The following is a 21,562-nucleotide window of genomic DNA, read 5'->3' as shown; positions in this document are numbered from 1 at the left end:
AAGCTTCAAACACCGGAAAGGGACTCGCTGGAAACGGGGGAGGGCAGGCCGGCGGCATCATTCCAGCCGCCGAAGGGCGCATCAGTGCGGTCGATCACGGCGCCGCCAAGGCAGGCGTCGCCGTCGTAGAACACCACCGATTGGCCTGGCGTGACGGCCCGCTGGGGCTCGTCGAAGATCACTTCCAGGCCATCGTCGCGCACGATCACCTCGCAGGCCTGGTCGTGCTGGCGATAGCGCGTCTTGGCGGTGCAGCGGAAACGGGCGCCCGGTGCCTCGCCGGCCACCCAGCTGGGCGCCTCGGTATGCAGGCGGCGCGAGTACAGCCAGTGGTTCTCGCCGCCCTGGGCCACGTACAGCACGTTGGCGGCGACGTCCTTGCCCACCACGTACCAGGCCTCGCCGCTGGCGCCGTGACGGCCACCAATGCCCAGCCCGTTGCGCTGGCCCAGGGTGTAGTACATCACGCCCTGGTGCTCGCCGACCCTCTCGCCCTCGGGCGTGCGCATCGGGCCGGGCTGGGCCGGGATGTACTGGGCCAGGAAGCTGCGGAAATCCCGTTCGCCGATAAAGCAGATACCGGTGGAATCCTTCTTGGCGTGGGTGGGCAGGGCGGCTTCCTGGGCCAGCTGGCGCACCCGGGGTTTCTCGATCTCGCCCACCGGGAACAGCGTGGCAGCCAGTTGCTGCTGGCCCAGCGCGTGCAGGAAATAGGTCTGGTCCTTGCCGGCGTCCACCGCGCGCAGCAGGCGGTACTTGCCCTGGTGGAAATCCACCCGGGCGTAGTGGCCGGTGGCGATCTTGTCGGCGCCCAGCGCCCGCGCCTCGTCCAGGAAGGTCTTGAACTTGATCTCGCGGTTGCACAGCACGTCCGGGTTGGGCGTGCGGCCGGCGCGGTATTCGGCCAGGAAATGTTCGAACACGCCGTCCCAGTACTCGGCGGCGAAATTGCGAGCATGGAACGGGATGCCCAGCCGGCCGCATACCGCCACGGCGTCCTTGCGGTCGGCATCGGTGGTGCAGGGGCCGTCGCGATCGTCCTCTTCCCAGTTCTGCATGAACAGGCCTTCCACCTCGTGGCCGGCCTGTTGCAGCAGCAGGCCGGCGACCGAGGAATCGACGCCGCCGGAAATGCCGAGCATCACTTTCACGGGTGACGATCCTCGGCCAGCAGGCTGCGCAGCATGCCCAGCGGGTAGCGCTGGCCGGCCAGCCAGGCATCGATGCTCATCAATACCAGCGGGCTGCGCAGGCGCTCGCCCAGGGCCGCGATCTCGTCGCGGGTCAGCCACAGGGCGCGGCGGATGCCCTTGTCCAGCGGTCGGCCCGGGTCGTGGTCCAGGGCGCGGGCGGCAAAGCTGAAGCGGACCACGCCGTCGCCGTGCTCGGTGCTACGCCATTGATGCACGCCGATCAGGTGCTCCAGCGCGACCGTCCAGCCGGTTTCCTCCAGCGTTTCACGCACGGCGGCGGTAAGCAGGCTTTCCTTGTCATCCAAATGGCCTGCTGGCTGGTTATAGGCAAGGCGGCCGTTAACTTCCTCTTCGACCATGAGGTAGCGGTCGCCGTCGGCCACGACGCACGCCACGGTGACGTGCGGGCACCAGACAGGCTGGGAGGTGACAAGGGCGGAATCGGCCATCGGGGATAGGTGGGGCCGGCAGCGGCACTGGAAAAGCCGTCATTGTGCCATTACCTGAAGACAACCTGCCGCTGGGTTGCCGATATGGCGGCTTACACGGCCCGTCGAACAGGCACTTGGGCTGCGGCGGTATACTTTTCCCCAGGAACCGTCACATAGAACCCATGGCTCACGAACCCGAACACGAACAAGGCAGCGGTCACGGCCTGGCGCTGGAAACCTCAAGGCCGGAGGTGGCTCGCCCCCCGCTCTTTCAGGTGGTGCTGCTGAACGACGATTTCACCCCGATGGATTTCGTGGTCGAAGTGCTGCGCAGCTTCTTCAACCTGGACCAGGAGCGGGCCGTGCAGGTCATGCTTCACGTCCATACCCGCGGCAAGGGTGTCTGCGGGGTATTCACCCGAGAGGTTGCCGAAACCAAGGTAACTCAGGTAAACGAATATTCACGTGCCCATCAACACCCTTTGTTGTGCACTATGGAAAAGCTTTAGAGATTGAACAGGCTCTCAGCGACCCCATTTTGTAGCCATCGCGGCATAGCGCCGCCTGCCACACAAGCGGAGTAGGTCCGGATGTTCAGCAAGGATCTCGAAGTCACCATCGGCCAGTGCTACAAGCAGGCCCGCGAGCAGCGTCATGAGTTCATGACGGTGGAACACCTGCTGCTCGCTCTTACCGATAACCAGTCGGCGCTGGGCGCTTTGCGCGCCTGCGGCGTCGACCTGCCGCGCCTGACGCGCGAGCTGGAAAAGATCATCGCCGAGACCGTGCCGGTACTGCCGCATGGCGACGAGCGTGATACCCAGCCCACCCTGGGCTTCCAGCGCGTGCTGCAGCGTGCGGTCTATCACGTGCAGTCCTCCGGCCGTAAGGAAGTCACCGGCGCCAATGTGCTGGTGGCCATCTTCGGCGAGAAGGATTCCCACGCCGTGTACTTCCTGCATCAGCAGGAGATCACCCGGCTGGACGTGGTCAATTACATCTCCCACGGCATCGCCAAGATCGGCGACGAGCCGACCTCCAGCATGCCCGGCGCCGAGCGCGAGAGCGAAGACGGCGAGCCCCGCGGCAATCCGTTGAACGAATTCGCCAGCAACCTCAACGAGCTGGCGCTGGAAGGCAAGATCGATCCGCTGATCGGCCGCCAGGACGAGATCGAGCGCACCATCCAGGTGCTGTGCCGCCGCCGCAAGAACAACCCGCTCTACGTGGGTGAGGCCGGCGTAGGCAAGACGGCGCTGGCCGAGGGCCTGGCCAAGCGCATCGTCGACGGCGACGTGCCCGAGGTGCTGGAAAGCGCCACCATCTGGTCGCTGGACCTGGGCGCCCTGGTCGCCGGCACCAAGTACCGCGGCGATTTCGAGAAGCGCCTGAAGGCGGTGATCGGCCAGCTCAAGAAGCAGCCGGGCGCGATCCTGTTCATCGATGAGATCCACACCATCATCGGCGCCGGTTCCGCGTCGGGCGGCACCATGGATGCCAGCAACCTGATCAAGCCGATGCTGGCCTCGGGTGAGCTGCGCTGCATCGGTTCCACCACGTTCCAGGAATTCCGCGGCATCTTCGAGAAAGACCGCGCGCTGGCCCGTCGCTTCCAGAAGATCGACGTGGTCGAGCCGACCGTGGCCGACAGCCTGGAAATCCTCAAGGGCCTGCGCTCGCGCTTCGAGGAGCACCACAACGTCGCCTACACCAACGAGGCCCTGAAGGCCGCGGTGGACCTGTCGGTGAAGCACATTCCCGACCGCCTGCTGCCGGACAAGGCCATCGACGTGATCGACGAGGCCGGCGCCCGCCAGCGCCTGCTGCCGATCGACCAGCGCACCGGCAAGGTCGACGTGCCCGAGGTGGAATACATCGTCGCCAAGATGGCGCGCATCCCGGCCAAGCAGGTGTCGGCGTCGGACCGCGACGTGCTGAAGAACCTGGAGCGCAACCTCAAGATGGTGGTGTTCGGCCAGGACCCGGCCATCGAGGCGCTGGCCGCTTCGATCAAGATGGCCCGCTCGGGCCTGGCCGATCCGTCCAAGCCGATCGGCTGCTTCCTGCTGGCCGGCCCTACCGGCGTGGGCAAGACGGAAGTGACCAAGCAGCTGGCGATGCAGCTGGGCATCGAGATGATCCGCTTCGACATGTCCGAGTACATGGAAGCGCATTCGGTCTCGCGCCTGGTCGGCGCACCTCCGGGCTACGTCGGCTTCGACCAGGGCGGCCTGCTCACCGAGGCGGTGACCAAGCATCCGCATGCGGTGCTGCTGCTGGACGAAATCGAGAAGGCGCATCCGGATGTGTTCAACATCCTGCTGCAGGTGATGGATCGCGGCGTGCTCACCGATACCAACGGTCGCGAGGCGAACTTCAAGAACGTGGTGGTGGTGATGACCACCAACGCGGGCGCGCAGCAGGCCTCGCGCCGCGGCATCGGCTTCGTCAAGCAGAACCACTCGATGGACGCGATGGAAGTGATCCGCCGCACCTTCACGCCGGAGTTCCGCAACCGCCTGGACGCGATCATCCAGTTCAATGCGCTGGACTTCGACCACATCCTGCGCGTGGTGGACAAGTTCCTGATCGAACTGGAGTCCCAGCTGTCGGAGAAGCACGTGAGCCTGGATGTCGACGCCGATGCCCGCCGCTGGCTGGCTGAGCATGGTTTCGACCCGCAGATGGGCGCCCGCCCGATGGCCCGCGTGATCCAGGAGAAGGTGAAGCGCGCACTGGCCGACGAGCTGCTGTTCGGCAAGCTGGCCGAGGGTGGCAAGGTGAACCTGGGCGTGAAGGATGGCGAACTGGTGGTGAGCACCGAGGCGGCCGAGGCCGTGCCGGCAGCGGTGAGCTGACGCCTGGGCTTTCAGGCACAGCAAAAGGCCGCGCAACTGCGCGGCCTTTTCTTTATAGCTCTTCCGCAGTAGCGCACCCTGTGCGCGACAACCCTGCGGAGCGGCAACGCCATGGCTCTGCGGTCGCGCACAGGGTGCGCTACTGCAGGAGCCCGCCGTGGCGACTTATTTCATGCGGTAGGTGATGCGACCCTTGGTCAGGTCGTACGGGGTCATCTCGACCTTCACCTTGTCGCCGGTGAGGATGCGGATGTAATGCTTGCGCATGCGGCCGGAGATATGGGCCGTGATGACGTGGCCGTTCTCCAGCTGCACGCGGAACATGGTGTTGGGCAGGGTCTCCTGGACCGTACCTTCCATTTCAATGACGTCGTCTTTGGCCATGCGTTCCGGTGGGGGCGAGTGTGGCCGTCATGGCCGCGTAAGCGCTCGATTATGCCACGGAAATCCCGATGGTTAAAGAAACATCAGCCAAAGTGCTCATCCAGCTTGCGGCAGATCTCCTGTTCCACCATGCCCTTGAGCGGCGCCAGCATCATTCCCAGCTCGGCGGTGACCTGGATGGCGTCGGTCCCCACGGCGATGCTGCCGTTCACCCCCGGGCGGGAAAAACGCAGGGTGTCGCCTTGCCATTGCCCCTCCATGCCGAATTTTTCGCGCATGCGTGCCGCGACCTGATCGACCACGGCGCGGGCGTCGGCCAGCGGCAATTGATGAGGGCGGCGGATGTCGATCTTGGGCATGGGGAGGGTTCCGAAGCGGCAAACGCCCATGGTAAGCCAGATACGCTCGGAGAGCGCGCACGCATCTGCTAGAGTCCCGGCCGTCTAAGGACTGGTTCACTGATGCGCATCGAGTTTCCCAATTCGGCCCGAGAGGATTTTCACTGGGATGCCCCTGCGCTGCGGATCGGCAGTGCGCCGGACAACGATCTGATTCTCGCCAGCCACCAGGCCGGTGGACACCATCTGCGCATCCAGCTTGATCGTCGTGGCTGGGTGCTGCAGGTACTGCCGGAAGGCGGCCGCGTCTACGTGAATGCACGCCCCGTGCGTGAAAAGGCCTTGCTTCGCCCCGGCGACATTCTCAGCGTGGGCGATTGCCGCATGCTGTTGCGGACGGATGAGGAGCCCGCCCATAGCCCGCCGGTGACGGTGCCGGCCGAGGGGCGTTGCACGGTGGCATTGCGCGCGGTGGCGGGGCCGCTGTCCGGTCGCGTGCTGTCGCTGCAGGACAGGCTGGAACTGGGCGCGCACGGCCGCGTCCCGCTGGAGCTGCCGCAGGGCGAGACGGCGTCGCTGGCTGTGTTCTGGCGTGATGGCCAGTTGCTGCTCGAAGCGGGCCAGCATTCCGAGCGCTATCCGCTGCGCGTCAATGGCGTCGCCGTTCGGCAGGCTGCCTTGAGGCCGGGCGACCAGGTTGGACTGGGCATGCACCGGTTCGTGGTCGATGCGCCCGGCCTGGAGCCAGAGCCTGAAATCGTCAAGGCCGAGCCGGAGAAAGCGCACCTGCCCGAGGAAGATGCCGGTCCGCGCGGCGAGGTATGGTGGCTGATCGCCACGGCGGCGGTGCTGGCGCTGGGCATCGCGGTGGTGCTGCTGGTGCGTTTCTAGCGTTGTTGCCTCCTCTGCAAGCAGGGGAGGGCTGGGGAGGGGCCTGCGCGTTGGCGGAAGAGCTCACCCCCTTCCGGCCTCCCCCTGCAGGCAGGGGGAGGAGTAGCAATTGACGACGCGTTGCTGCGACGCGGCATAATGCGGTGATTCCTCCCGCGAAGGCATTGTCAGTGAGCAGACTCTGGAATTTCAGCGCAGGTCCGGCTGCATTGCCGCAGGCGGTACTCGAACGCGCCCAGCGCGAATTGCTGGATTGGCAGGGCTGCGGCGCTTCCGTGATGGAACTGTCCCATCGTGGCAAGCTGTTCATGAGCCTGGCCCAGCAGGCCGAGGCCGATCTGCGCGAGCTGCTCGCCATCCCTGACGACTACGCCGTGCTGTTCCTGCAAGGTGGCGCCACCCAGCATTTCGCGCAGATTCCGATGAACCTGGCGGGCGAGGGCGACAGTGCCGACTACATCGTCACCGGCCACTGGGGCGAGAAGGCCGCCAGCGAGGCGGCGCCGTATGTGCAGGTGAATATCGCCGGCAGCAGCAAGGCACAGCACTACCGCGGCCTGCCGCCGCGCGAGTCATGGCAGCTCGATCCCCGCGCGGCCTATGTGCACTACACGCCCAACGAGACCATCCATGGCGTGGAGTTCCACGACATCCCGCAGGTGGGCGAGGTGCCGCTGGTGGCGGACATGTCCTCCGACATCCTGTCGGCTCCGATCGACGTATCCCGCTTCGGTTTGATCTACGCCGGCGCGCAGAAAAACATCGGCCCGTCGGGTCTGGTGGTGCTGATCATTCGCCGTGACCTGCTGCAGCGGGCGGGCCGGCCGATGGCGCGCATTTTCCGTTATGCCGAGCATGCCGCGAACGACTCCATGCTCAACACGCCCAACACCTGGGGCTGGTATCTGGCGGGGCTGACCTTCCAGTGGCTGAAGGAGCAGGGTGGCCTGGCCGCGATGCGCGAACGCAACCGGGCCAAGGCCGAGCTTCTCTATCGCACCATCGATGGCTCGGACGGCTACTACCGCAATCCGGTCGAGCCGGCCGCGCGTTCGCGCATGAATGTGCCGTTTACCTTGCACGACAGCGCGCTGGATGCCGATTTCCTCAAGGAGTCGGAAGCGGCCGGCCTGTTGGCGCTGAAGGGACACAAGGCCGTGGGCGGCATGCGCGCCTCGATCTACAACGCGGTGCCGTTGGAGGCGGTGCAGGCGCTGGCCGGCTTCATGGGCGACTTCGCCAAACGTCACGGATGAAACGGTTGCGCGTGGGTCCGCATATCAGGGACTATCCTTGATTCCCCGTTTGGACTTCTTTCCCTCCCGACCACCACGATGACCGACAAGAAATCCTCGCTTTCCAGCGTGCGCGAGCGCATCGACAGTATCGATCAGCAGATCCAGCAGCTGATTTCCGAACGTGCGGAATGGGCGCAGGAAGTGGCGCGCGTCAAGGGCGAGGGGCTTTCGGCGATCGACTATTACCGCCCGGAACGCGAGGCGCACGTGTTGCGCATGGTGGTGGATCGCAACCACGGCCCGTTGTCGGACACGGAGATGGTGCGGCTGTTCCGCGAGATCATGTCCTCCTGCCTCGCGCAGGAAGATCCGCTCAAGGTGGGTTTTCTCGGCCCCGAGGGCACCTTCAGCGAGCAGGCGGTGCGCAAGCACTTCGGCCACGCCGCCTATGGGCTGCCGTTGGGCAGCATCGAGGAGGTGTTCCAGGAAGTGGCCGCCGGGCACGCCGACTTTGGCGTGGTGCCGGTGGAGAACTCCGGGCAGGGCATGATCCAGGTCACCCTGGATATGTTCCTCACCTCCGACGCCACCATCTGCGGCGAGGTGGAGCTGCGCGTGCACCAGTGCCTGCACTCCCTGCATGGCCGGCTGGAGGACATCAAGCGCGTCTATGCGCATGCGCAGTCGCTGCAGCAGTGCAAGACCTGGCTGCGCATCAACCTGCCGGGCGTGGAGAGCATCGCGGTAAGCAGCAATGCCGAAGCGGCGCGCCTGGCGCGTCATGCCGATGATGCCGGTGCCATTGCCGGCGAAACCGCTGGGCGTGTCTACGGCCTCAAGACGGTGGCGCAGGCGATCGAGGATCGCGCCGACAACACCACGCGCTTCCTGGTGATCGGTCGCTCGCTGTTTCCGCCCTCGGGCAACGATCGCACCTCGCTGCTCATCACGGTGAACGACAAGCCAGGCGCGTTGTACGACGTGCTCAAGCCGTTCGCCCAGCACGGCATCAGCCTCAACCGCATCGAGTCGCGCCCGGCGCATTCGGGCAAGTGGCAGTACGCGTTCTTCATCGACGTGTCCGGCCATATCAACGACGGCCCCTTGCAGGCGGCCATGCAGGAAATGGGTTCCGCGGCCGCCCAGGTGCGCGTGCTCGGTTCCTACCCGGTGGCGCTGCCCTGACTTGTAAGCGGCTGTCCGCCGGGTGGCCGCCGGAGAAAAGATCGTGAGTCGACTCGACTGGACCAGCCATACCGGCCGCGCGCTGCAGGGCCGCGTGCGCGTGCCTGGCGACAAATCCGTTTCGCACCGCGCACTGATGCTGGGTGCGCTGGCCGATGGCGTATCGCATATCCGCGGCTTTCTCGAAGGCGAGGACACCCGCGCCACGGCCGCCGTGCTGCAGCAGCTTGGCGTGCTCATCGAGACGCCTGCCGACGGTGAGCGGCGCGTGCATGGCGTTGGCCTGCATGGCTTGCGCGGCACCACCCAGCCACTGGACTGCGGCAATGCGGGCACCGGCATGCGCCTGCTGGCCGGCCTGCTGGCCGGCCAGGCCTTCGACAGCACGTTGATTGGCGACGAATCGCTGTCCAGGCGGCCGATGCGCCGCGTCACCGACCCGCTGGCACTGATGGGTGCACGGATCGACAGCCAGGACGGCCTGCCGCCCCTGCAGGTGCATGGCGGGCAACCCCTGCATGGCATCCAGTACACGCTGCCGGTGGCCAGTGCCCAGGTGAAATCGGCGCTGCTGTTGGCGGGCCTGTATGCGCAAGGCGACACCGAGGTGATCGAGCCGCATCCGACGCGCGACTACACCGAGCGCATGCTGGCGGCCTTCGGCTGGCCGATCGACTTCGCCCCCGGGCGTGCGCGCCTCAGCGGCGGTCATACGCTGCATGCCACGGACGTGGAGGTGCCGGCGGATTTTTCCTCGGCCGCGTTCTTCCTGGTGGCCGCGAGCATCGTGCCGGGGTCGGAGCTGCGCCTGCCATCGGTGGGTTTGAACCCGCGCCGCACCGGCCTGCTGCAGGCATTGCGCCTGATGGGGGCGGATATCCGCATCGACAACCAGCGCGAGAGCGGCGGTGAGCCGGTGGGTGACCTGGTGGTGCGCCACGCGCCGTTGCATGGCATCGAACTGCCCGAGGCGCTGGTGCCTGACATGATCGACGAATTCCCGGTGTTGTTCGTGGCGGCTGCCGCTGCGAAAGGGCGCACGGTGGTGCGCGGCGCCGCCGAATTGCGCGTGAAGGAGTCGGACCGTCTGGCGGCCATGGCGACCGGCTTGCGCACGCTGGGCGTGGCGGTCGACGAGGCGCCCGATGGTGCGGCCATCGATGGCGGTGCCATGAGTGGCGGCATCATCGACAGTCATGGTGATCACCGCATCGCGATGAGCTTTGCGGTGGCCGGGTTGATCGCTGGCGGCCCCGTTCGCGTCAACGACTGCAACAATGTGGCCACCTCGTTTCCTGGTTTTCTTGAACTGGCCAATGGTTGCGGGTTCGCGCTGGCGACTGTTTGATGCGGGACGCGCTTCTGCCTGGCCTCGCTAGCGGTTAGGCTTCGCGCTTCGCACCGAGGTCGCCATGTCCACCGATACCCTGCCATTCATCGTCGCCATTCCTGCCCGCTACGGCTCCACGCGCCTGCCGGCCAAGCCGTTGCGCGAAATTGCGGGCGTGCCGATGGTGGTGCGGGTGGCGCAGCGGGCCTTGCTGGCAGGTGCCACGCAGGTAGTGGTGGCGGTGGACGATCCACGCATCGTCGAGGCGCTGGCCGGGCGGGGCGTGGACATATGCATGACGCGCAGTGACCACGCCTCGGGCAGCGATCGCCTGGCCGAATGCGCCGACCATTATGGCTGGGCCGATGACGCCATCGTGGTAAACCTGCAGGGCGACGAGCCTTTCGCACCCGCAGCAGGTATTCGCGAGGTGGCCCGCGCGCTGGCAGATGACGATGCCCCGATGGCCACGCTGGCGACGCCGATTACCGAAGCCCATGAGGTGTTCGATCCGAATGTGGTGAAGCTGGTGCGCAGCGCCAACGGCCGTGCCTTGTACTTCAGTCGCGCGCCGCTGCCCTGGGCGCGTGATGCGTTCGCGGTGCATCGCCATGCGTTGCCGGCCGATGTGCCGTTCCTGCGCCATATCGGCATCTATGCCTATCGCGCGGGCTTTCTCAAGCGCTATACGCAGCTGGCGCGCACGCCGCTGGAGCAGGCCGAGTCGCTGGAACAATTGCGCGTGCTCGAACATGGCTACCCGATCGCCGTGCGCCTGACGCCGGAGCCGTTTCCGCCGGGCATCGATACCCAGGCCGACCTGGAGCGTGCCGAGCAGTGGCTGGCCCAGCAGTGATCATCTAGCTCATCCCGCCCCGGCAAGACTTGCGCGTCACTTGGCTCAGCGCCGGCGCCGAACCAGTGCAACGAAAATACCCGCCAGCACCAGCCCTGTCGCCAACCCGATGCCTGCACCCCACAGTGCGCCATCGGTGCCGCCCACGGCGCGGCCGATCAGAAAGCCCAGCACGAAAAGTATAGGTAGCGGCAGACAGCCCATGGTCGATCCTCCGCCGCTATCGTCGCAGTGTCGAGTTGGACGCCGCAATGCTGCGCTTGCATCGTCGTACCGGCGCCCTTACTCATCATCGGTCGCGTCACTCGGGTTTATCGGCCATGCCAGCGAAAGATCGCCCCACCTCCATCTTGTTCGTGTGCTTGGGCAACATTTGCCGTTCTCCCCTGGTGGAGGCCGTCGCGCGTCAGCGGTGCGCGAAAGCCGGGCTCGCCGTGTCGCTGGCCTCCTGTGGTACCGGCAACTGGCATGTGGGCAAGGGCGCCGATCCCCGGATGGTGAAAGCCGCCGCAGATGCCGGATACGACCTCTCGCTGCACCGGGCACGACAGGCGCGAGCAACCGATTTCGAGGATTTCGATTGGGTGCTGGCGATGGACCAGGACAACCTGGAGACGCTGGAAGGTCTGCGACGTGGCCGCGGGGTGGAGCCCGTGCTCTTCCTGCCGTGGACAGGCATGGTCACGCCCGATGAGTTTCCCGACCCGTACTTTGGCGACGCGGGCGGCTTTCGCGAGGCCGTGGCCTTGGCGGAGCAGGGCGTGGATGGCCTGATTGCCCGTCTGCGCGCGGGCCGAAACGGCTAGAATCCACCGATGCAGCCATCATCGCCGCAAGCCTTCGACGGCAAGGCTTTCGTCAAGAACCTCACCACCTCGCCCGGCGTCTATCGTTATTTCGACGCAGACGGTGACCTGTTGTATGTCGGCAAGGCCGGCAACCTGAAGAAGCGCGTCGGCAGCTACTTCCTGAAGCCCAGGATGGAGCCGCGCATTGCCGCCATGGTGTCGCAGATCGCGCGGGTCGAGATTACCCTGACGCGTACCGAGGGCGAGGCGCTGCTGCTGGAATCGCAGCTGATCAAATCGCTCAAGCCGCGCTACAACATCCTGCTGCGCGACGACAAAAGCTACCCCTATATCTATCTGTCTGGCGGGGAGGATTACCCGCGGCTCGCTTTCCATCGCGGTGCGCGCAACATGCCGGGGCGCTATTTCGGGCCATACCCCAGCACGTTCGCGGTGCGCGAGAGCCTCAACCTGATGCAGAAGCTGTTCAAGGTGCGCCAGTGCGAGGACAGTTATTTCAAGAACCGCTCGCGTCCCTGCCTGCAGCATCAGATCGGTCGCTGCACGGCGCCCTGCGTCAAGCTGATCACGGTCGGCGACTATCGCAACGACGTGCGCCATGCCGAGATGTTTCTGGAGGGCCGCAGCAGCGCGGTGATCGACGAACTGGCCAGTTCGATGGAGCAGGCCAGCAAGGCGCTGGAGTTCGAGCGCGCCGCCGCCATGCGCGACCAGGTGGCCGCGCTGCGCAAGCTGCAGGCACAGCATCATGTGCAGGGCGCCAGTGCGGATATGGACGTGCTGGCCTGCCGCATCGAGGCGGGCATGGCCTGCGTCAGCGTGCTGTTCTTCCGCGACGGCATCAGCCTGGGCACGCGCGATTTCTTCCCGCGCCTGCCGCTGGATGCCGAGCCGTCGGATGTGCTGGAGCAGTTCATCGCGCAGTACTACCTGGACCGCCCGGTGCCGCGCGAACTGATCCTGGGCGAAACGCTGCCCGACCAGCAGATTCTCGGTGAGATGCTGAGCGGGCAATCCGGCCATGCGGTGGAGTTGAAATCCAGCGTGCGCGGCGAGCGCGCCCGTTTCCTGCAGATGGCCGAGCGCAATGCACAGGCCTCGCTCACCGCGCGGCTGGCCAGCCGGCAGACGCTGGGCGCGCGTTTCGACGACCTGCAGAAGTTGCTGGAGCTGGACGAACCCCCGCGTCGCATCGAGTGTTTCGATATCAGCCATACCCTGGGCGAGTTGACCGTCGCCTCATGCGTGGTATTCGGGCCGGAAGGTCCGGAAAAATCCCATTACCGTCGCTTCAATATCAGCGGCATCACCCCGGGCGACGACTACGCCGCGATGCATCAGGCGCTGGTGCGGCGCTTCCGCAAGGTGGCCGAGGGCGAAGGGGCCAAGCCGGACGTGTTGCTGATCGATGGCGGCAGTGGTCAGGTGGCCCAGGCGCTGGATGTGCTAAAGGAGCTGGGCGTCGCCGGCATCCATGTGGTGGGCGTGGCCAAGGGGCCGGGGCGGCGGGCCGGCGAGGAAACCCTGGTGCTGGCCGATTCCGGTCGCAGCTTGCATCCGGGGCCGGCCTCGCCTGCGCTGCATCTGGTCGCGGCGGTGCGTGACGAAGCGCACCGTTTCGCCATCAGCGGGCATCGCAAACGCCGCGAGAAGGCCAGGGAGCGCAGCGTGCTGGAGGATGTGCCCGGAATCGGCGCGCGACGTCGTACCGCCTTGCTCAAGGCGTTCGGCGGCCTGGCCGGGGTGGAGGCCGCCGGCGTGGAAGAACTGATGCAGGTGAAGGGCATTGATCGCGGCTTGGCCGAACGCATTTATGCTGTGCTACACGGTTAACCGGCGTTGATGCGGTTGCGCCACTGAATATCGACTCGGAAAGGATTTATGCGCATCAACCTGCCTACCTGGCTCACCCTGTTTCGCGTGCTGCTATTGCCGGTCATGGTGGTGGTGTTCTATTGGCAGTTTCCGGGTCACAACATCACCGCTGCCATCGTGTTCGTGCTGGCGGCGCTCACCGACTGGCTGGACGGTTACCTGGCGCGCCGCATGAACCTCACCTCGGCATTCGGCGCCTTTCTCGACCCCGTCGCCGACAAGCTGATGGTGGCCGTGACGCTGTTCCTGCTGGTGGAAACGCATCGCGGTGGCTGGCCGGGCATCCTGATGGCGGTGACGGCGGCGATTATCGTCGGTCGTGAGATCAGCGTTTCCGCGCTGCGCGAGTGGATGGCCGAGATCGGCATGCGCTCCACCGTCAGGGTGGCCTTCATCGGCAAGCTCAAGACGGTGATGCAGATGGTGGCGCTGGTGGTGCTGATCGTGCAGCACGAGAAAAGCGCCGAAGCCCTGCGTCTTTACCACATCGGCGAGGCGCTGCTGGTGATCGCCGGCATCCTCACCATCTGGTCGGGCCTTTACTATCTGCGCGCCGCATGGCCCAGCCTGCGCGGCGACGGGCCGATTCCGGCGCCTCGCGACGATGAATGATTTTTTTTACGAAGGCTTGACGGCGGTCCTTTAATCGCTAAAATGCGCGACTCCGATGCGGGAATAGCTCAGTTGGTAGAGCACGACCTTGCCAAGGTCGGGGTCGCGAGTTCGAGTCTCGTTTCCCGCTCCAAGATTTGGATAGACGAACCATCGGTTCGCGCATCGATAAAAAAAGAGGCTTCGGCCTCTTTTTTGTGCCTGGCATAGACGTCGTCCCTGGCGACGCGTAACGCCGACGGTGCTCGCTATCCCGCCATCGTCGAGCGCCATCGCGTTGGCGTCTCGCCTTCCCATTGCCGGAAGGCGCGGTTGAACGAGTTGAGCTCCTCGAAACCGAGCAGGAAGGCGATTTCGCCCGTATCCAGGTCGGTGGCATCGAGCAATCGGCGCGCAAGGTGGCGCCGTACCTGGTCCAGCAACTCCTGATAGCTGGTGCCTGCCTCGCCCAGCTTGCGCTGCAGCGTGCGCGGACTCAGGTGCAGGGCATCGGCTACCTGGGCCATGCGCAGATGACCGCCGCGCATGCCTCGCGCCAACACATTCCACACCTTGTCGCGCAACGAGGTGGTAGCCGTCAGTTCTTGCAGTGATGCTTCCAGCGTCGGCAGCAGGATCGCCAGGTGATCCTGGTCATGCGTGACGAAGGGCAGGTCGAGGTCGGCCCGGTCGTACACGATGCGATCCTGCGCGGCGTTGAAGCGCAGCTCGCAGCGGAAGTGCGCAGACAACACCTCGGGAGCGAAGGGGCGGCGCGTCAATTCCAGCCGGCGCAACCGGATGCCGCGGCCGGTGCCGCGCTCGGCCAGCGCCAGATGCGACGCGAACATCGCATCGATCAGGAAATGCGGCGTGTGACCTTCCGCCAGCATCCAGCGCATGCTCACGGCCGCCTCGTCGCGACTCAATTCGATGTTGATGTCCTCCGGGCAGGTAAGACGCTTGTAACGGGCCAGCTTCTGCATGGCCTCGCCCAGATTGGCCGAATGCAGTGCTGCCAGCGAGACGACGTCATAGACTTCCGTTCGCGTGTCGTCGCCCAGGCGCAAGCCCAGGGTCGGATCGCCATGCAGCGCTTCGACGGATCGCCACAGCGCGAAAAACTGTGCCGTGGTGAGCGTCGGGCGGGCTTGCCCGAACAGATCGTCGGGCAAACCCGCATGCGTCAGCACCGCGGACACATCCAGTCCAAGTGCCGTCATCCGTTCGAACGCGTCACGGCTTAGCGGGATCTGGTCGGCTCTCACGCGTATACGCTCACTTTCCGATGCTTCAGCCCAGCGATCGCAGCATGCGGAAGCGTTCCTCGATGGCCTCCGGCGTGCTGTCGAAGTCGGTCGACAGGCTGAGCGTACGCCACTTCGCATCTTCGTCCGCCATGCGCGCGGCTTGCTGCTCGGCGAGGAACACGGCGTCGGACCCCAGCAGCAGGCGCAGCGGGGGCTCGGGCGTGTTGGCGAGGGTGAGAATGGCCTGCGCGGCCTTGGCCGGATCGCCGGTCTCGTGTCCGGCGATGGCCTGCATCATGCCGATCATCGGGCCGAGGATCGGTGCATATTCCGAATCGGCGGCGGGTGCATGGATGGTCATGGACGGCCCAGCCCAATCGGTGCGAAAACCGCCTGGCTCGATCAGCGTCACATGGATGCCGAACGGTGCTACCTCCTTGGCCAGCACTTCGGAGAAACCTTCCACCGCCCACTTGGCGCCTTGATAGGCGGCCAGGCCCGGCACGCCGATGCGTCCGCCGATGGAGGAGAACTGGATGACGTGGCCGCTTCGCTGCTTGCGCAGCACGGGCAGGGCGGCGCGGGTGACATTCACCACGCCGAAGAAGTTGGTTTCAAGTTGCGCGCGGAAGTCGGCGCCGTCGCCTTCCTCGATGGTGGCCAGGTTGCCGTAGCCGGCGTTGTTGACCACCACGTCCAGCCGGCCGAACGCATCCACCGCTGCCTGCACGGCGGCATGGGCCGCGCTTGCGTCGGTGACGTCCAGCGCCACCGTGCGCACGCGGTCGCCGTAACGCTCCGCCAGCGAGGCGAGTTGGGCGGGGTTGCGCGCGGTGGCGATCAACGAATGGCCGGCGGCAAGTACCGCTTCTGCCAGCGCCTTGCCGAAGCCTCGCGAGCTGCCGGTAATAAGCCAAACCTGGGACATGGAAGTCTCCTAACGTAGGTCATGCGGGCGGGAGGGTAGCCCGGGATGTGCAGACCTTAGGAGGCTGGCGGCTGGAGCGAATAATCCGATGGCGCCAAAAACGCTGGAACAGAAAAATGGCGCCGTATCGCTACGGCGCCATTTTCACTTGCAGCCTGGCTGGGCCGATCAGAGCGCTTCGAACACGCCCGCCGCGCCCATGCCGGTGCCGATGCACATGGTCACCATGCCGTACTTCTGCTTGCGGCGACGCAGGCCGTGGATCAGCGTGGCGGCGCGGATGGCACCGGTGGCGCCCAGCGGGTGGCCCAGGGCGATGGCGCCGCCCAGCGGGTTGACCTTGCTCGGGTCGAGGCCGAGGTCGCCGATCACCGCCAGCGCCTGCGCGGCGAAGGCTTCGTTGAGCTCGATCCAGTCCAGCTGGTCCTGCTTGATGCCGGTCTGCTTGAGCGCCTTGGGAATCGCTTCCTTCGGGCCGATGCCCATGATCTCCGGCTTCACGCCGGCGACGGAGAAGCCGACGTAGCGGGCGATCGGGGTGAGGTTGAAGTCCTTGATGGCCTTCTCGCTGGCCAGCAGCAGGGCGCCGGCGCCGTCGGACATCTGCGAGGAGTTGCCGGCCGTCACGCTGCCGCCGAACTTGTCGTTGCGGAACACCGTGCGCAGCTTGCCCAGCACTTCCAGCGTGGTGCCGGCGCGCGGGCCCTCGTCGGTGTCGATCAGGCGGCTGTCGGTGACGATGCCGCGGGTGGCGAGGTTGGGATAGTGGTCGTCGAGCTGGAACGGGGTGATTTCTTCCTTGAACTCGCCGGCCGCGATGGCGGCGAGGGCGCGACGATGGCTTTCCACCGCGAAGGCGTCCTGCTGCTCGCGCGTGACCTTCCACTGCTCGGCCACCTTCTCGGCGGTGATGCCCATGCCGTAGGCGATGGCGCGGTCTTCGTCGTGGGCGAAGATGGCGGGGTTCATCGCCACCTTGTGGCCCATCATCGGCACCATGCTCATGCTCTCGGTGCCGCCGGCGATCATCAGATCGGCGACGCCCAGCTGGATGCGGTCGGCGGCCATGGCAATGGCCTGCACGCCCGACGAGCAGAAGCGGTTGATGGTGACGCCCGGCACGGTGTACGGCAGGCCGGCGAGCAGGGCGCCGATGCGGGCGACGTTCATGCCCTGCTCGGCTTCCGGCATGGCGCAGCCGACGATGACGTCTTCGATGCGATGCGGATCGATGCCCGGCGCCTGCGCCATCACGGCGCGGATCACGTGGGCGAGCATGTCGTCCGGACGGGTGTTGCGGAACACGCCGCGCGGCGCCTTGCCGACCGGCGTGCGGGTGGCGGCGACGATGTAGGCGTCTTGCACTTGCTTGGTCATGGTTTTGCTCCGTTACGTCGCGCGGTTCGCAGCGACGCTAGTGGTTTTTGATCGTCACTCGAATTGCAGTGAGTGACGAGCCATAGCGAGCTTCAGCTGTTTGCCCGTCATTCCCGCGAAAGCGGGAATCCAGTGCCGTTGAGTCGCTGGATCCCCGCTTTCGCGGGGATGACGGGCCTTGAAGCGATCAGTTCCTCAGCGGCTTGCCGGTGGTCATGGTGTGGGCGATGCGGGCCTGGGTCTTCTCGGTCTTGGCCAGCTCCACGAAGTGCTTGCGCTCCAGCGTCAGCAGCCATTCCTCATCGACCTGCGAACCGCGCTCGATCTTGCCGCCGCACAGCGTGTCGGCGATGCGGGTGGCGATCTGCACATCGTGCGGGGACGCGAAGTAGCCTTCCTGCAGGTTGGCCAGCGAGGCCTGGAACGTGGCGGTGCCCACGTCGCCGGCCACCGGGATGGTGCGTGCCGGCAGCGGCGGGCGATAGCCGCTCTCGGCCAGCGCCAGCGCCACCTTCTTGGCCACGTACAGCAGTTCGTAGGCGTTGAACACCACCACGTCGCTGTCGCGCAGCAGGCCCAGCTGCTTGGCTTCCATCGCGCTGCCGGAGACCTTGGCCATGGCGATCGTCTCGAACACCTTCTTCAGTGCCTCGAACGGATCTTCCGGGTTGGCCTTGGCGGCCCGCACAGCCAGTTCCTTCAGGCCGCCACCGGCCGGCAGCAGGCCCACGCCGGCCTCGACCAGGCCGATGTAGCTTTCCAGCGCGGCCACGGTGCGGGCCGAGTGCATCTGGAATTCGCAGCCGCCGCCCAGGGCGAGGCCGCGCACGGCCGACACCACCGGCACCAGCGAGTACTTGATGGTCATGCTGGTGCGCTGGAAGTTGGCGACCATCTTGTCGAAGTCGTCGAACTTGCCGGCCTGCAACAGGCCCAGCGCGCCCTTCAGGTCGGCGCCCGCCGAGAACGGCTCGCCGGTCTGCCAGATCACCACGGCCTTGAGCTTTTCCTCGGCCACACGGATGGCGTGCTGCACACCGTCGAGCACCTGGTCGTTGACCGTGTTCATCTTGGTCTTGAACGAGATGATGCCCACGCCGTCGTCGCCCAGCGTCCACAGGCGGATGCCGTCGTTTTCCCAGACGGTGGTGCCCTGGTCGAACTTCTCGCCCAGGATCGGATCGGGGAACAGCTGGCGCTGGTACACCGAGTGCTGCGAACGCGGCTTGTAGCTGCCCGACGCGGCGGACCAGGAGCCTTCCTTGCCGTGCACGCCGTTGCGGCCGTCGGTGACCCACGCCGGCAGCGGCGCCTTGCTCATGGCCTTGCCGGCGGCGATGTCCTCGGCGATCCAACCGGCCACCTGCTGCCAACCGGCGGCCTGCCAGGTCTCGAACGGGCCGAGCTTCCAGCCGTAGCCCCAGCGGATGGCGAAATCTACGTCGCGCGCGGTGTCGGCGATGTCGGCCAGGTGGTAGGCGGCGTAGTGGAACAGGTCGCGGTAGGTAGCCCACAGGAACTGCGCCTGCGGATCGGTCGAGGCGCGCAGCTTGCCGAACTTCTCGGCTGGGTCCTTGATGGCGAGGATGGCGGACACTTCGTCCGACGTCTTCTGCTCGGACGGGCGGTAGTCCTGCTTGGCCACGTCGAGCACGACGATGTCCTTGCCGGCCTTGCGGTAGAAGCCCGCGCCGTTCTTCTGGCCCAGCGCGCCCTTGGCGATCAGGCCCTGCAACCACACCGGCGCCTGGAAGTACGGGTGCCACGGGTCATCGGCCAGCGTGTCGGCCATGGTCTTGATCACGTGCGCCATGGTGTCCAGGCCGACCACGTCGGCGGTGCGGTAGGTCGCACTCTTGGGGCGGCCCACGGCCGGGCCGGTCAGCGCATCGACGGTGTCGAAGCCCAGCTTGAACTGCTCGGTGTGGTACATGGTGGCCAGCATCGAAAACACGCCGATGCGGTTGCCGATGAAGTTCGGCGTGTCCTTGGCGATCACCACGCCCTTGCCCAGCGTGGTGGTGAGGAAGGCTTCGAGGCCATCCACCACGGTCTGGTTGGTGAGCCGGGTCGGGATCACTTCGACCAGGTGCATGTAGCGCGGCGGGTTGAAGAAATGCACGCCGCTGAAGCGATGGCGCATTTCTTCCGGCAGCGCCTCGGCCAGGCCGTTGATCGACAGGCCCGAGGTGTTGGAGGCAAGGACGGCGGTGGGTGACAGGTGCGAGGCGATCTTCTTGTACAGGTCGAGCTTCCAGTCCATCCGTTCGGCGATGGCCTCGATCACCAGGTCGACGTCCTTGAGATGATCCAGGTCCTCGTCGTAGTTGGCGGGGATGATCGCCGCGGCGACGTTCTTGTCCGCCAGCGGGGCAGGCGACAGCTTCTGCAGGTTGGCGATGGCCTTCAGCGCGATGCCGCTCTTGGGACCTTCCTTGGCGGCAAGGTCGAACAGCACGGTTTCGACGCCGGCATTGGTCAGGTGCGCAGCAATCTGCGCGCCCATGACACCGGCGCCGAGTACCGCGGCCTTGCGGATACGTAGTGGTGTTGCAGTCATTGGCTTCTCCGTAGTGCGAGACACTTCAGGGTGAGACTGGCGGCCGTTACCGGCCGGGGGATGTTCAAGGACAACGAATTCAGGGTGACTTGAGGCCTGCGGCAGCGAAGCGGATCAGGTGCTGGGCGGTCTGCTCCCGGTGCTGTTGCTCGGGCACGTCGCTTTTGCGCTGGATCATGCCGAAGCCGGACATGGCGTGGGTCAGCGCGCCGGTTACCAGGTCCACCCGCCAGTACAGCTCCTCCTTGCTCAGGTGGGGCAGCAGGCGGGCGAATTCGGCGGTGAACTGGCGCATCACGTGGCCGTAGTTTTCCGATAGGAACCTGCGCAGGGTGTCGTCGTGTTCGGCGAAGGCCCGGGCCAGCACGCGCATGAACAGCGAACCGCTGCCATCGTGGGAAAGCTCCAGTGCAGGCACGATGAAGGCCGCCAGCACGCCCTCGATGGTGGTGTCCGGCTGGCCGGACACTTCCTGCAGGGCGGCCATGCGGCGACCGTTCAGCTGGTCAAGGCGGCGGCGGAACACCTCTTCGATGAGCCGGTCCTTGGAGCCGAAGTGGTAGTTCACGGCGGCCAGGTTGACCCCGGCGGCGGCTGTCAGTTGCCGTAGGGAGGCACCTTCGAAGCCATGCCGGGCAAACAACTCCTCCGCGGCGCCCAGGATGCGCTCCTTGGTCGGCAGGACGGCTTGGGATGCTGGCATGGTCCGTGGGCCTCGGCGAGGAATCAAACGATCGTTTGAGCATACGCGGGTCGATTTGCGCCCGTCAAACGAACGTTGGGTTTTCCCCTGCGTCCGGTTTGCGTATGGGTTAGAATCTGTCAAACTTTCGTGAGCTAAATCCGCATATCTCGGCGGGATTTGGCTTAACTTCGCCGGCATAGACCGGACCGCCCATTCAGATACCCGTTTTCCCGGAGCAGACCCTCATGGCGCTGGAGCGCACCCTTTCCATTATCAAGCCCGACGCAGTTGCCAAGAACGTGATCGGCGAAATCTATGCACGCTTCGAAAAGGCCGGCCTGAAGGTCGTCGCCGCCAAGATGAAGCATCTGTCGCGCCAGGAAGCCGAGGGCTTCTACGCCGTGCATCGCGAACGCCCGTTCTTCAAGGCGCTGGTCGAGTTCATGATCTCTGGTCCGGTGATGATCCAGGTGCTCGAGGGCGAGAACGCCATCCTCAAGCATCGTGACCTGATGGGCGCCACCAACCCGAAGGACGCCGCGCCGGGCACCATCCGCGCCGACTTCGCCGACTCCATCGACGCCAATGCGGTGCACGGTTCGGACGCCGCCGACACGGCGCAGGTCGAGATCGCGTACTTCTTCGCGACGACCGAAATCTTTACCAGGTAAGCGCGCTCATCCGTGAGCGCGAGAGTCAAGAAGCGGCCGTCCATGGCCGCACTCTTCACCAAAACCGCGTTCCATCGGATGGCGAAAGGAAAACGAGGGCGGCATTGAGCCG

General features: G+C 65.7%; 21 protein-coding genes and 1 tRNA gene. 12 read left to right on the top strand and 10 right to left on the bottom strand.

The genetic code is table 11. The features are described from left to right. Positions 1 to 5: 5 nt before the first annotated feature. Positions 6 to 1,151: a tRNA 2-thiouridine(34) synthase MnmA gene (mnmA, locus tag MJ606_RS07850; protein ID WP_343214804.1), complete on the bottom strand. Its 1,146-nt coding sequence runs from the start codon at positions 1,149 to 1,151 to the stop codon at positions 6 to 8. After that, positions 1,148 to 1,642: an NUDIX hydrolase gene (locus tag MJ606_RS07845; protein ID WP_243048929.1), complete on the bottom strand. Its 495-nt coding sequence runs from the start codon at positions 1,640 to 1,642 to the stop codon at positions 1,148 to 1,150. Before MJ606_RS07845 ends, mnmA begins: the two co-directional genes overlap by 4 nt. 164 nt (positions 1,643 to 1,806) lie before the next feature. Between MJ606_RS07845 and clpS the strand changes: the two genes are divergently transcribed. Both clpS and clpA read left to right on the top strand, forming a co-directional pair. Further along, positions 1,807 to 2,133 carry an ATP-dependent Clp protease adapter ClpS gene (gene clpS, locus MJ606_RS07840; RefSeq protein ID WP_019466735.1) on the top strand — a complete coding sequence of 109 codons (327 nt, stop codon included), beginning with the start codon at positions 1,807 to 1,809 and terminating at the stop codon, positions 2,131 to 2,133. A gap of 81 nt (positions 2,134 to 2,214) precedes the next feature. Beyond that, entirely contained in the window at positions 2,215 to 4,482 is a 2,268-nt protein-coding gene (clpA, locus tag MJ606_RS07835; protein WP_243048928.1) for an ATP-dependent Clp protease ATP-binding subunit ClpA, read from the top strand. A 165-nt stretch (positions 4,483 to 4,647) separates the two neighbouring features. On the opposite strand, the gene infA is transcribed toward clpA, so the two are convergent. Continuing rightward, positions 4,648 to 4,866, bottom strand: a complete 219-nt coding sequence (gene infA, locus MJ606_RS07830) for a translation initiation factor IF-1 (RefSeq protein ID WP_019466733.1) — start codon at positions 4,864 to 4,866, stop codon at positions 4,648 to 4,650. An 83-nt stretch (positions 4,867 to 4,949) separates the two neighbouring features. Further along, on the bottom strand, positions 4,950 to 5,225 hold the full coding sequence (locus tag MJ606_RS07825; protein WP_243048927.1) for a polyhydroxyalkanoic acid system family protein: 276 nt from the start codon (positions 5,223 to 5,225) through the stop codon (positions 4,950 to 4,952). Between the two features lie 102 nt (positions 5,226 to 5,327). Between MJ606_RS07825 and MJ606_RS07820 the strand changes: the two genes are divergently transcribed. From MJ606_RS07820 to kdsB, 5 genes are all read left to right on the top strand, one after another. Next, complete coding sequence (locus MJ606_RS07820) at positions 5,328 to 6,095, top strand: FHA domain-containing protein (protein ID WP_243048926.1); 768 nt, start codon at positions 5,328 to 5,330, stop codon at positions 6,093 to 6,095. Positions 6,096 to 6,265: 170 nt separating this feature from the next. Next, positions 6,266 to 7,351: a 3-phosphoserine/phosphohydroxythreonine transaminase gene (gene serC, locus MJ606_RS07815; RefSeq protein WP_243048925.1), complete on the top strand. Its 1,086-nt coding sequence runs from the start codon at positions 6,266 to 6,268 to the stop codon at positions 7,349 to 7,351. Between the two features lie 78 nt (positions 7,352 to 7,429). Then, the gene (gene pheA, locus MJ606_RS07810; protein WP_243048924.1) at positions 7,430 to 8,518 is read left to right on the top strand and encodes a prephenate dehydratase; all 1,089 of its coding nucleotides are present in this window, start codon (positions 7,430 to 7,432) and stop codon (positions 8,516 to 8,518) included. A 43-nt stretch (positions 8,519 to 8,561) separates the two neighbouring features. Continuing rightward, the gene (gene aroA / locus MJ606_RS07805) at positions 8,562 to 9,866 is read left to right on the top strand and encodes a 3-phosphoshikimate 1-carboxyvinyltransferase (protein WP_243048923.1); all 1,305 of its coding nucleotides are present in this window, start codon (positions 8,562 to 8,564) and stop codon (positions 9,864 to 9,866) included. Positions 9,867 to 9,930: 64 nt separating this feature from the next. After that, positions 9,931 to 10,704 carry a 3-deoxy-manno-octulosonate cytidylyltransferase gene (gene kdsB, locus MJ606_RS07800; protein WP_243048922.1) on the top strand — a complete coding sequence of 258 codons (774 nt, stop codon included), beginning with the start codon at positions 9,931 to 9,933 and terminating at the stop codon, positions 10,702 to 10,704. 45 nt (positions 10,705 to 10,749) lie between these two features. Here kdsB and MJ606_RS07795 read toward each other — a convergent pair whose 3' ends face one another. After that, positions 10,750 to 10,908, bottom strand: coding sequence for a hypothetical protein (locus MJ606_RS07795; protein ID WP_243048921.1), 159 nt, complete (start codon positions 10,906 to 10,908; stop codon positions 10,750 to 10,752). A 116-nt stretch (positions 10,909 to 11,024) separates the two neighbouring features. Here MJ606_RS07795 and MJ606_RS07790 point away from each other — a divergent pair, with 116 nt between their 5' ends. The 4 genes from MJ606_RS07790 (at position 11,025) to MJ606_RS07775 (ending at position 14,133) form a co-directional block, all read left to right on the top strand. Then, a complete protein-coding gene (locus tag MJ606_RS07790; RefSeq protein ID WP_243048920.1) occupies positions 11,025 to 11,510 on the top strand; it encodes a low molecular weight protein-tyrosine-phosphatase in 486 nt (161 codons plus the stop codon). A gap of 9 nt (positions 11,511 to 11,519) precedes the next feature. Then, positions 11,520 to 13,346 carry an excinuclease ABC subunit UvrC gene (gene uvrC, locus MJ606_RS07785; RefSeq protein WP_243048919.1) on the top strand — a complete coding sequence of 609 codons (1,827 nt, stop codon included), beginning with the start codon at positions 11,520 to 11,522 and terminating at the stop codon, positions 13,344 to 13,346. A 48-nt stretch (positions 13,347 to 13,394) separates the two neighbouring features. Beyond that, complete coding sequence (pgsA, locus tag MJ606_RS07780; protein WP_243048918.1) at positions 13,395 to 14,000, top strand: CDP-diacylglycerol--glycerol-3-phosphate 3-phosphatidyltransferase; 606 nt, start codon at positions 13,395 to 13,397, stop codon at positions 13,998 to 14,000. Positions 14,001 to 14,057: 57 nt separating this feature from the next. Beyond that, positions 14,058 to 14,133: transfer RNA gene (locus MJ606_RS07775), tRNA-Gly, on the top strand. Positions 14,134 to 14,248: 115 nt separating this feature from the next. Here the strand turns inward: MJ606_RS07775 and MJ606_RS07770 are convergent. The 5 genes from MJ606_RS07770 to MJ606_RS07750 form a co-directional block, all read right to left on the bottom strand. Next, entirely contained in the window at positions 14,249 to 15,202 is a 954-nt protein-coding gene (locus MJ606_RS07770) for an AraC family transcriptional regulator (protein WP_243048917.1), read from the bottom strand. 70 nt (positions 15,203 to 15,272) lie between these two features. Further along, positions 15,273 to 16,157, bottom strand: a complete 885-nt coding sequence (locus tag MJ606_RS07765) for an oxidoreductase (protein ID WP_243048916.1) — start codon at positions 16,155 to 16,157, stop codon at positions 15,273 to 15,275. A gap of 168 nt (positions 16,158 to 16,325) precedes the next feature. Beyond that, positions 16,326 to 17,534: an acetyl-CoA C-acyltransferase gene (locus MJ606_RS07760; protein WP_243048915.1), complete on the bottom strand. Its 1,209-nt coding sequence runs from the start codon at positions 17,532 to 17,534 to the stop codon at positions 16,326 to 16,328. Positions 17,535 to 17,721: 187 nt separating this feature from the next. Beyond that, complete coding sequence (locus tag MJ606_RS07755; protein WP_243048914.1) at positions 17,722 to 20,094, bottom strand: 3-hydroxyacyl-CoA dehydrogenase/enoyl-CoA hydratase family protein; 2,373 nt, start codon at positions 20,092 to 20,094, stop codon at positions 17,722 to 17,724. A 79-nt stretch (positions 20,095 to 20,173) separates the two neighbouring features. Then, on the bottom strand, positions 20,174 to 20,797 hold the full coding sequence (locus tag MJ606_RS07750) for a TetR/AcrR family transcriptional regulator (protein ID WP_243048913.1): 624 nt from the start codon (positions 20,795 to 20,797) through the stop codon (positions 20,174 to 20,176). A gap of 227 nt (positions 20,798 to 21,024) precedes the next feature. Between MJ606_RS07750 and ndk the strand changes: the two genes are divergently transcribed. Next, positions 21,025 to 21,450: a nucleoside-diphosphate kinase gene (ndk, locus tag MJ606_RS07745; RefSeq protein WP_243048912.1), complete on the top strand. Its 426-nt coding sequence runs from the start codon at positions 21,025 to 21,027 to the stop codon at positions 21,448 to 21,450. Positions 21,451 to 21,562: the final 112 nt, after the last annotated feature.

This window comes from Dyella sp. RRB7 (assembly GCF_022761115.1).
In the GTDB taxonomy this organism is placed as follows: Bacteria; Pseudomonadota; Gammaproteobacteria; order Xanthomonadales; family Rhodanobacteraceae; genus Dyella.
Note: the sequence above shows the minus strand (reverse complement) of the source record. Positions and strands in the feature narration are given on the sequence as shown.

Coding starts and splice junctions, on each gene's coding strand:
- ndk (WP_243048912.1), top strand. CDS start 21,025: ATGGCGCTGGAGCGCACCCTTTCCATTATCAAGCCCGACGCAGTTGCC.
- clpA (WP_243048928.1), top strand. CDS start 2,215: ATGTTCAGCAAGGATCTCGAAGTCACCATCGGCCAGTGCTACAAGCAG.
- MJ606_RS07770 (WP_243048917.1), bottom strand. CDS start 15,202: ATGACGGCACTTGGACTGGATGTGTCCGCGGTGCTGACGCATGCGGGT.
- MJ606_RS07750 (WP_243048913.1), bottom strand. CDS start 20,797: ATGCCAGCATCCCAAGCCGTCCTGCCGACCAAGGAGCGCATCCTGGGC.
- uvrC (WP_243048919.1), top strand. CDS start 11,520: ATGCAGCCATCATCGCCGCAAGCCTTCGACGGCAAGGCTTTCGTCAAG.
- kdsB (WP_243048922.1), top strand. CDS start 9,931: ATGTCCACCGATACCCTGCCATTCATCGTCGCCATTCCTGCCCGCTAC.
- pheA (WP_243048924.1), top strand. CDS start 7,430: ATGACCGACAAGAAATCCTCGCTTTCCAGCGTGCGCGAGCGCATCGAC.
- MJ606_RS07755 (WP_243048914.1), bottom strand. CDS start 20,094: ATGACTGCAACACCACTACGTATCCGCAAGGCCGCGGTACTCGGCGCC.
- MJ606_RS07795 (WP_243048921.1), bottom strand. CDS start 10,908: ATGGGCTGTCTGCCGCTACCTATACTTTTCGTGCTGGGCTTTCTGATC.
- MJ606_RS07760 (WP_243048915.1), bottom strand. CDS start 17,534: ATGACCAAGCAAGTGCAAGACGCCTACATCGTCGCCGCCACCCGCACG.
- MJ606_RS07765 (WP_243048916.1), bottom strand. CDS start 16,157: ATGTCCCAGGTTTGGCTTATTACCGGCAGCTCGCGAGGCTTCGGCAAG.
- infA (WP_019466733.1), bottom strand. CDS start 4,866: ATGGCCAAAGACGACGTCATTGAAATGGAAGGTACGGTCCAGGAGACC.
- MJ606_RS07825 (WP_243048927.1), bottom strand. CDS start 5,225: ATGCCCAAGATCGACATCCGCCGCCCTCATCAATTGCCGCTGGCCGAC.
- MJ606_RS07845 (WP_243048929.1), bottom strand. CDS start 1,642: ATGGCCGATTCCGCCCTTGTCACCTCCCAGCCTGTCTGGTGCCCGCAC.
- MJ606_RS07820 (WP_243048926.1), top strand. CDS start 5,328: ATGCGCATCGAGTTTCCCAATTCGGCCCGAGAGGATTTTCACTGGGAT.
- clpS (WP_019466735.1), top strand. CDS start 1,807: ATGGCTCACGAACCCGAACACGAACAAGGCAGCGGTCACGGCCTGGCG.
- pgsA (WP_243048918.1), top strand. CDS start 13,395: ATGCGCATCAACCTGCCTACCTGGCTCACCCTGTTTCGCGTGCTGCTA.
- MJ606_RS07790 (WP_243048920.1), top strand. CDS start 11,025: ATGCCAGCGAAAGATCGCCCCACCTCCATCTTGTTCGTGTGCTTGGGC.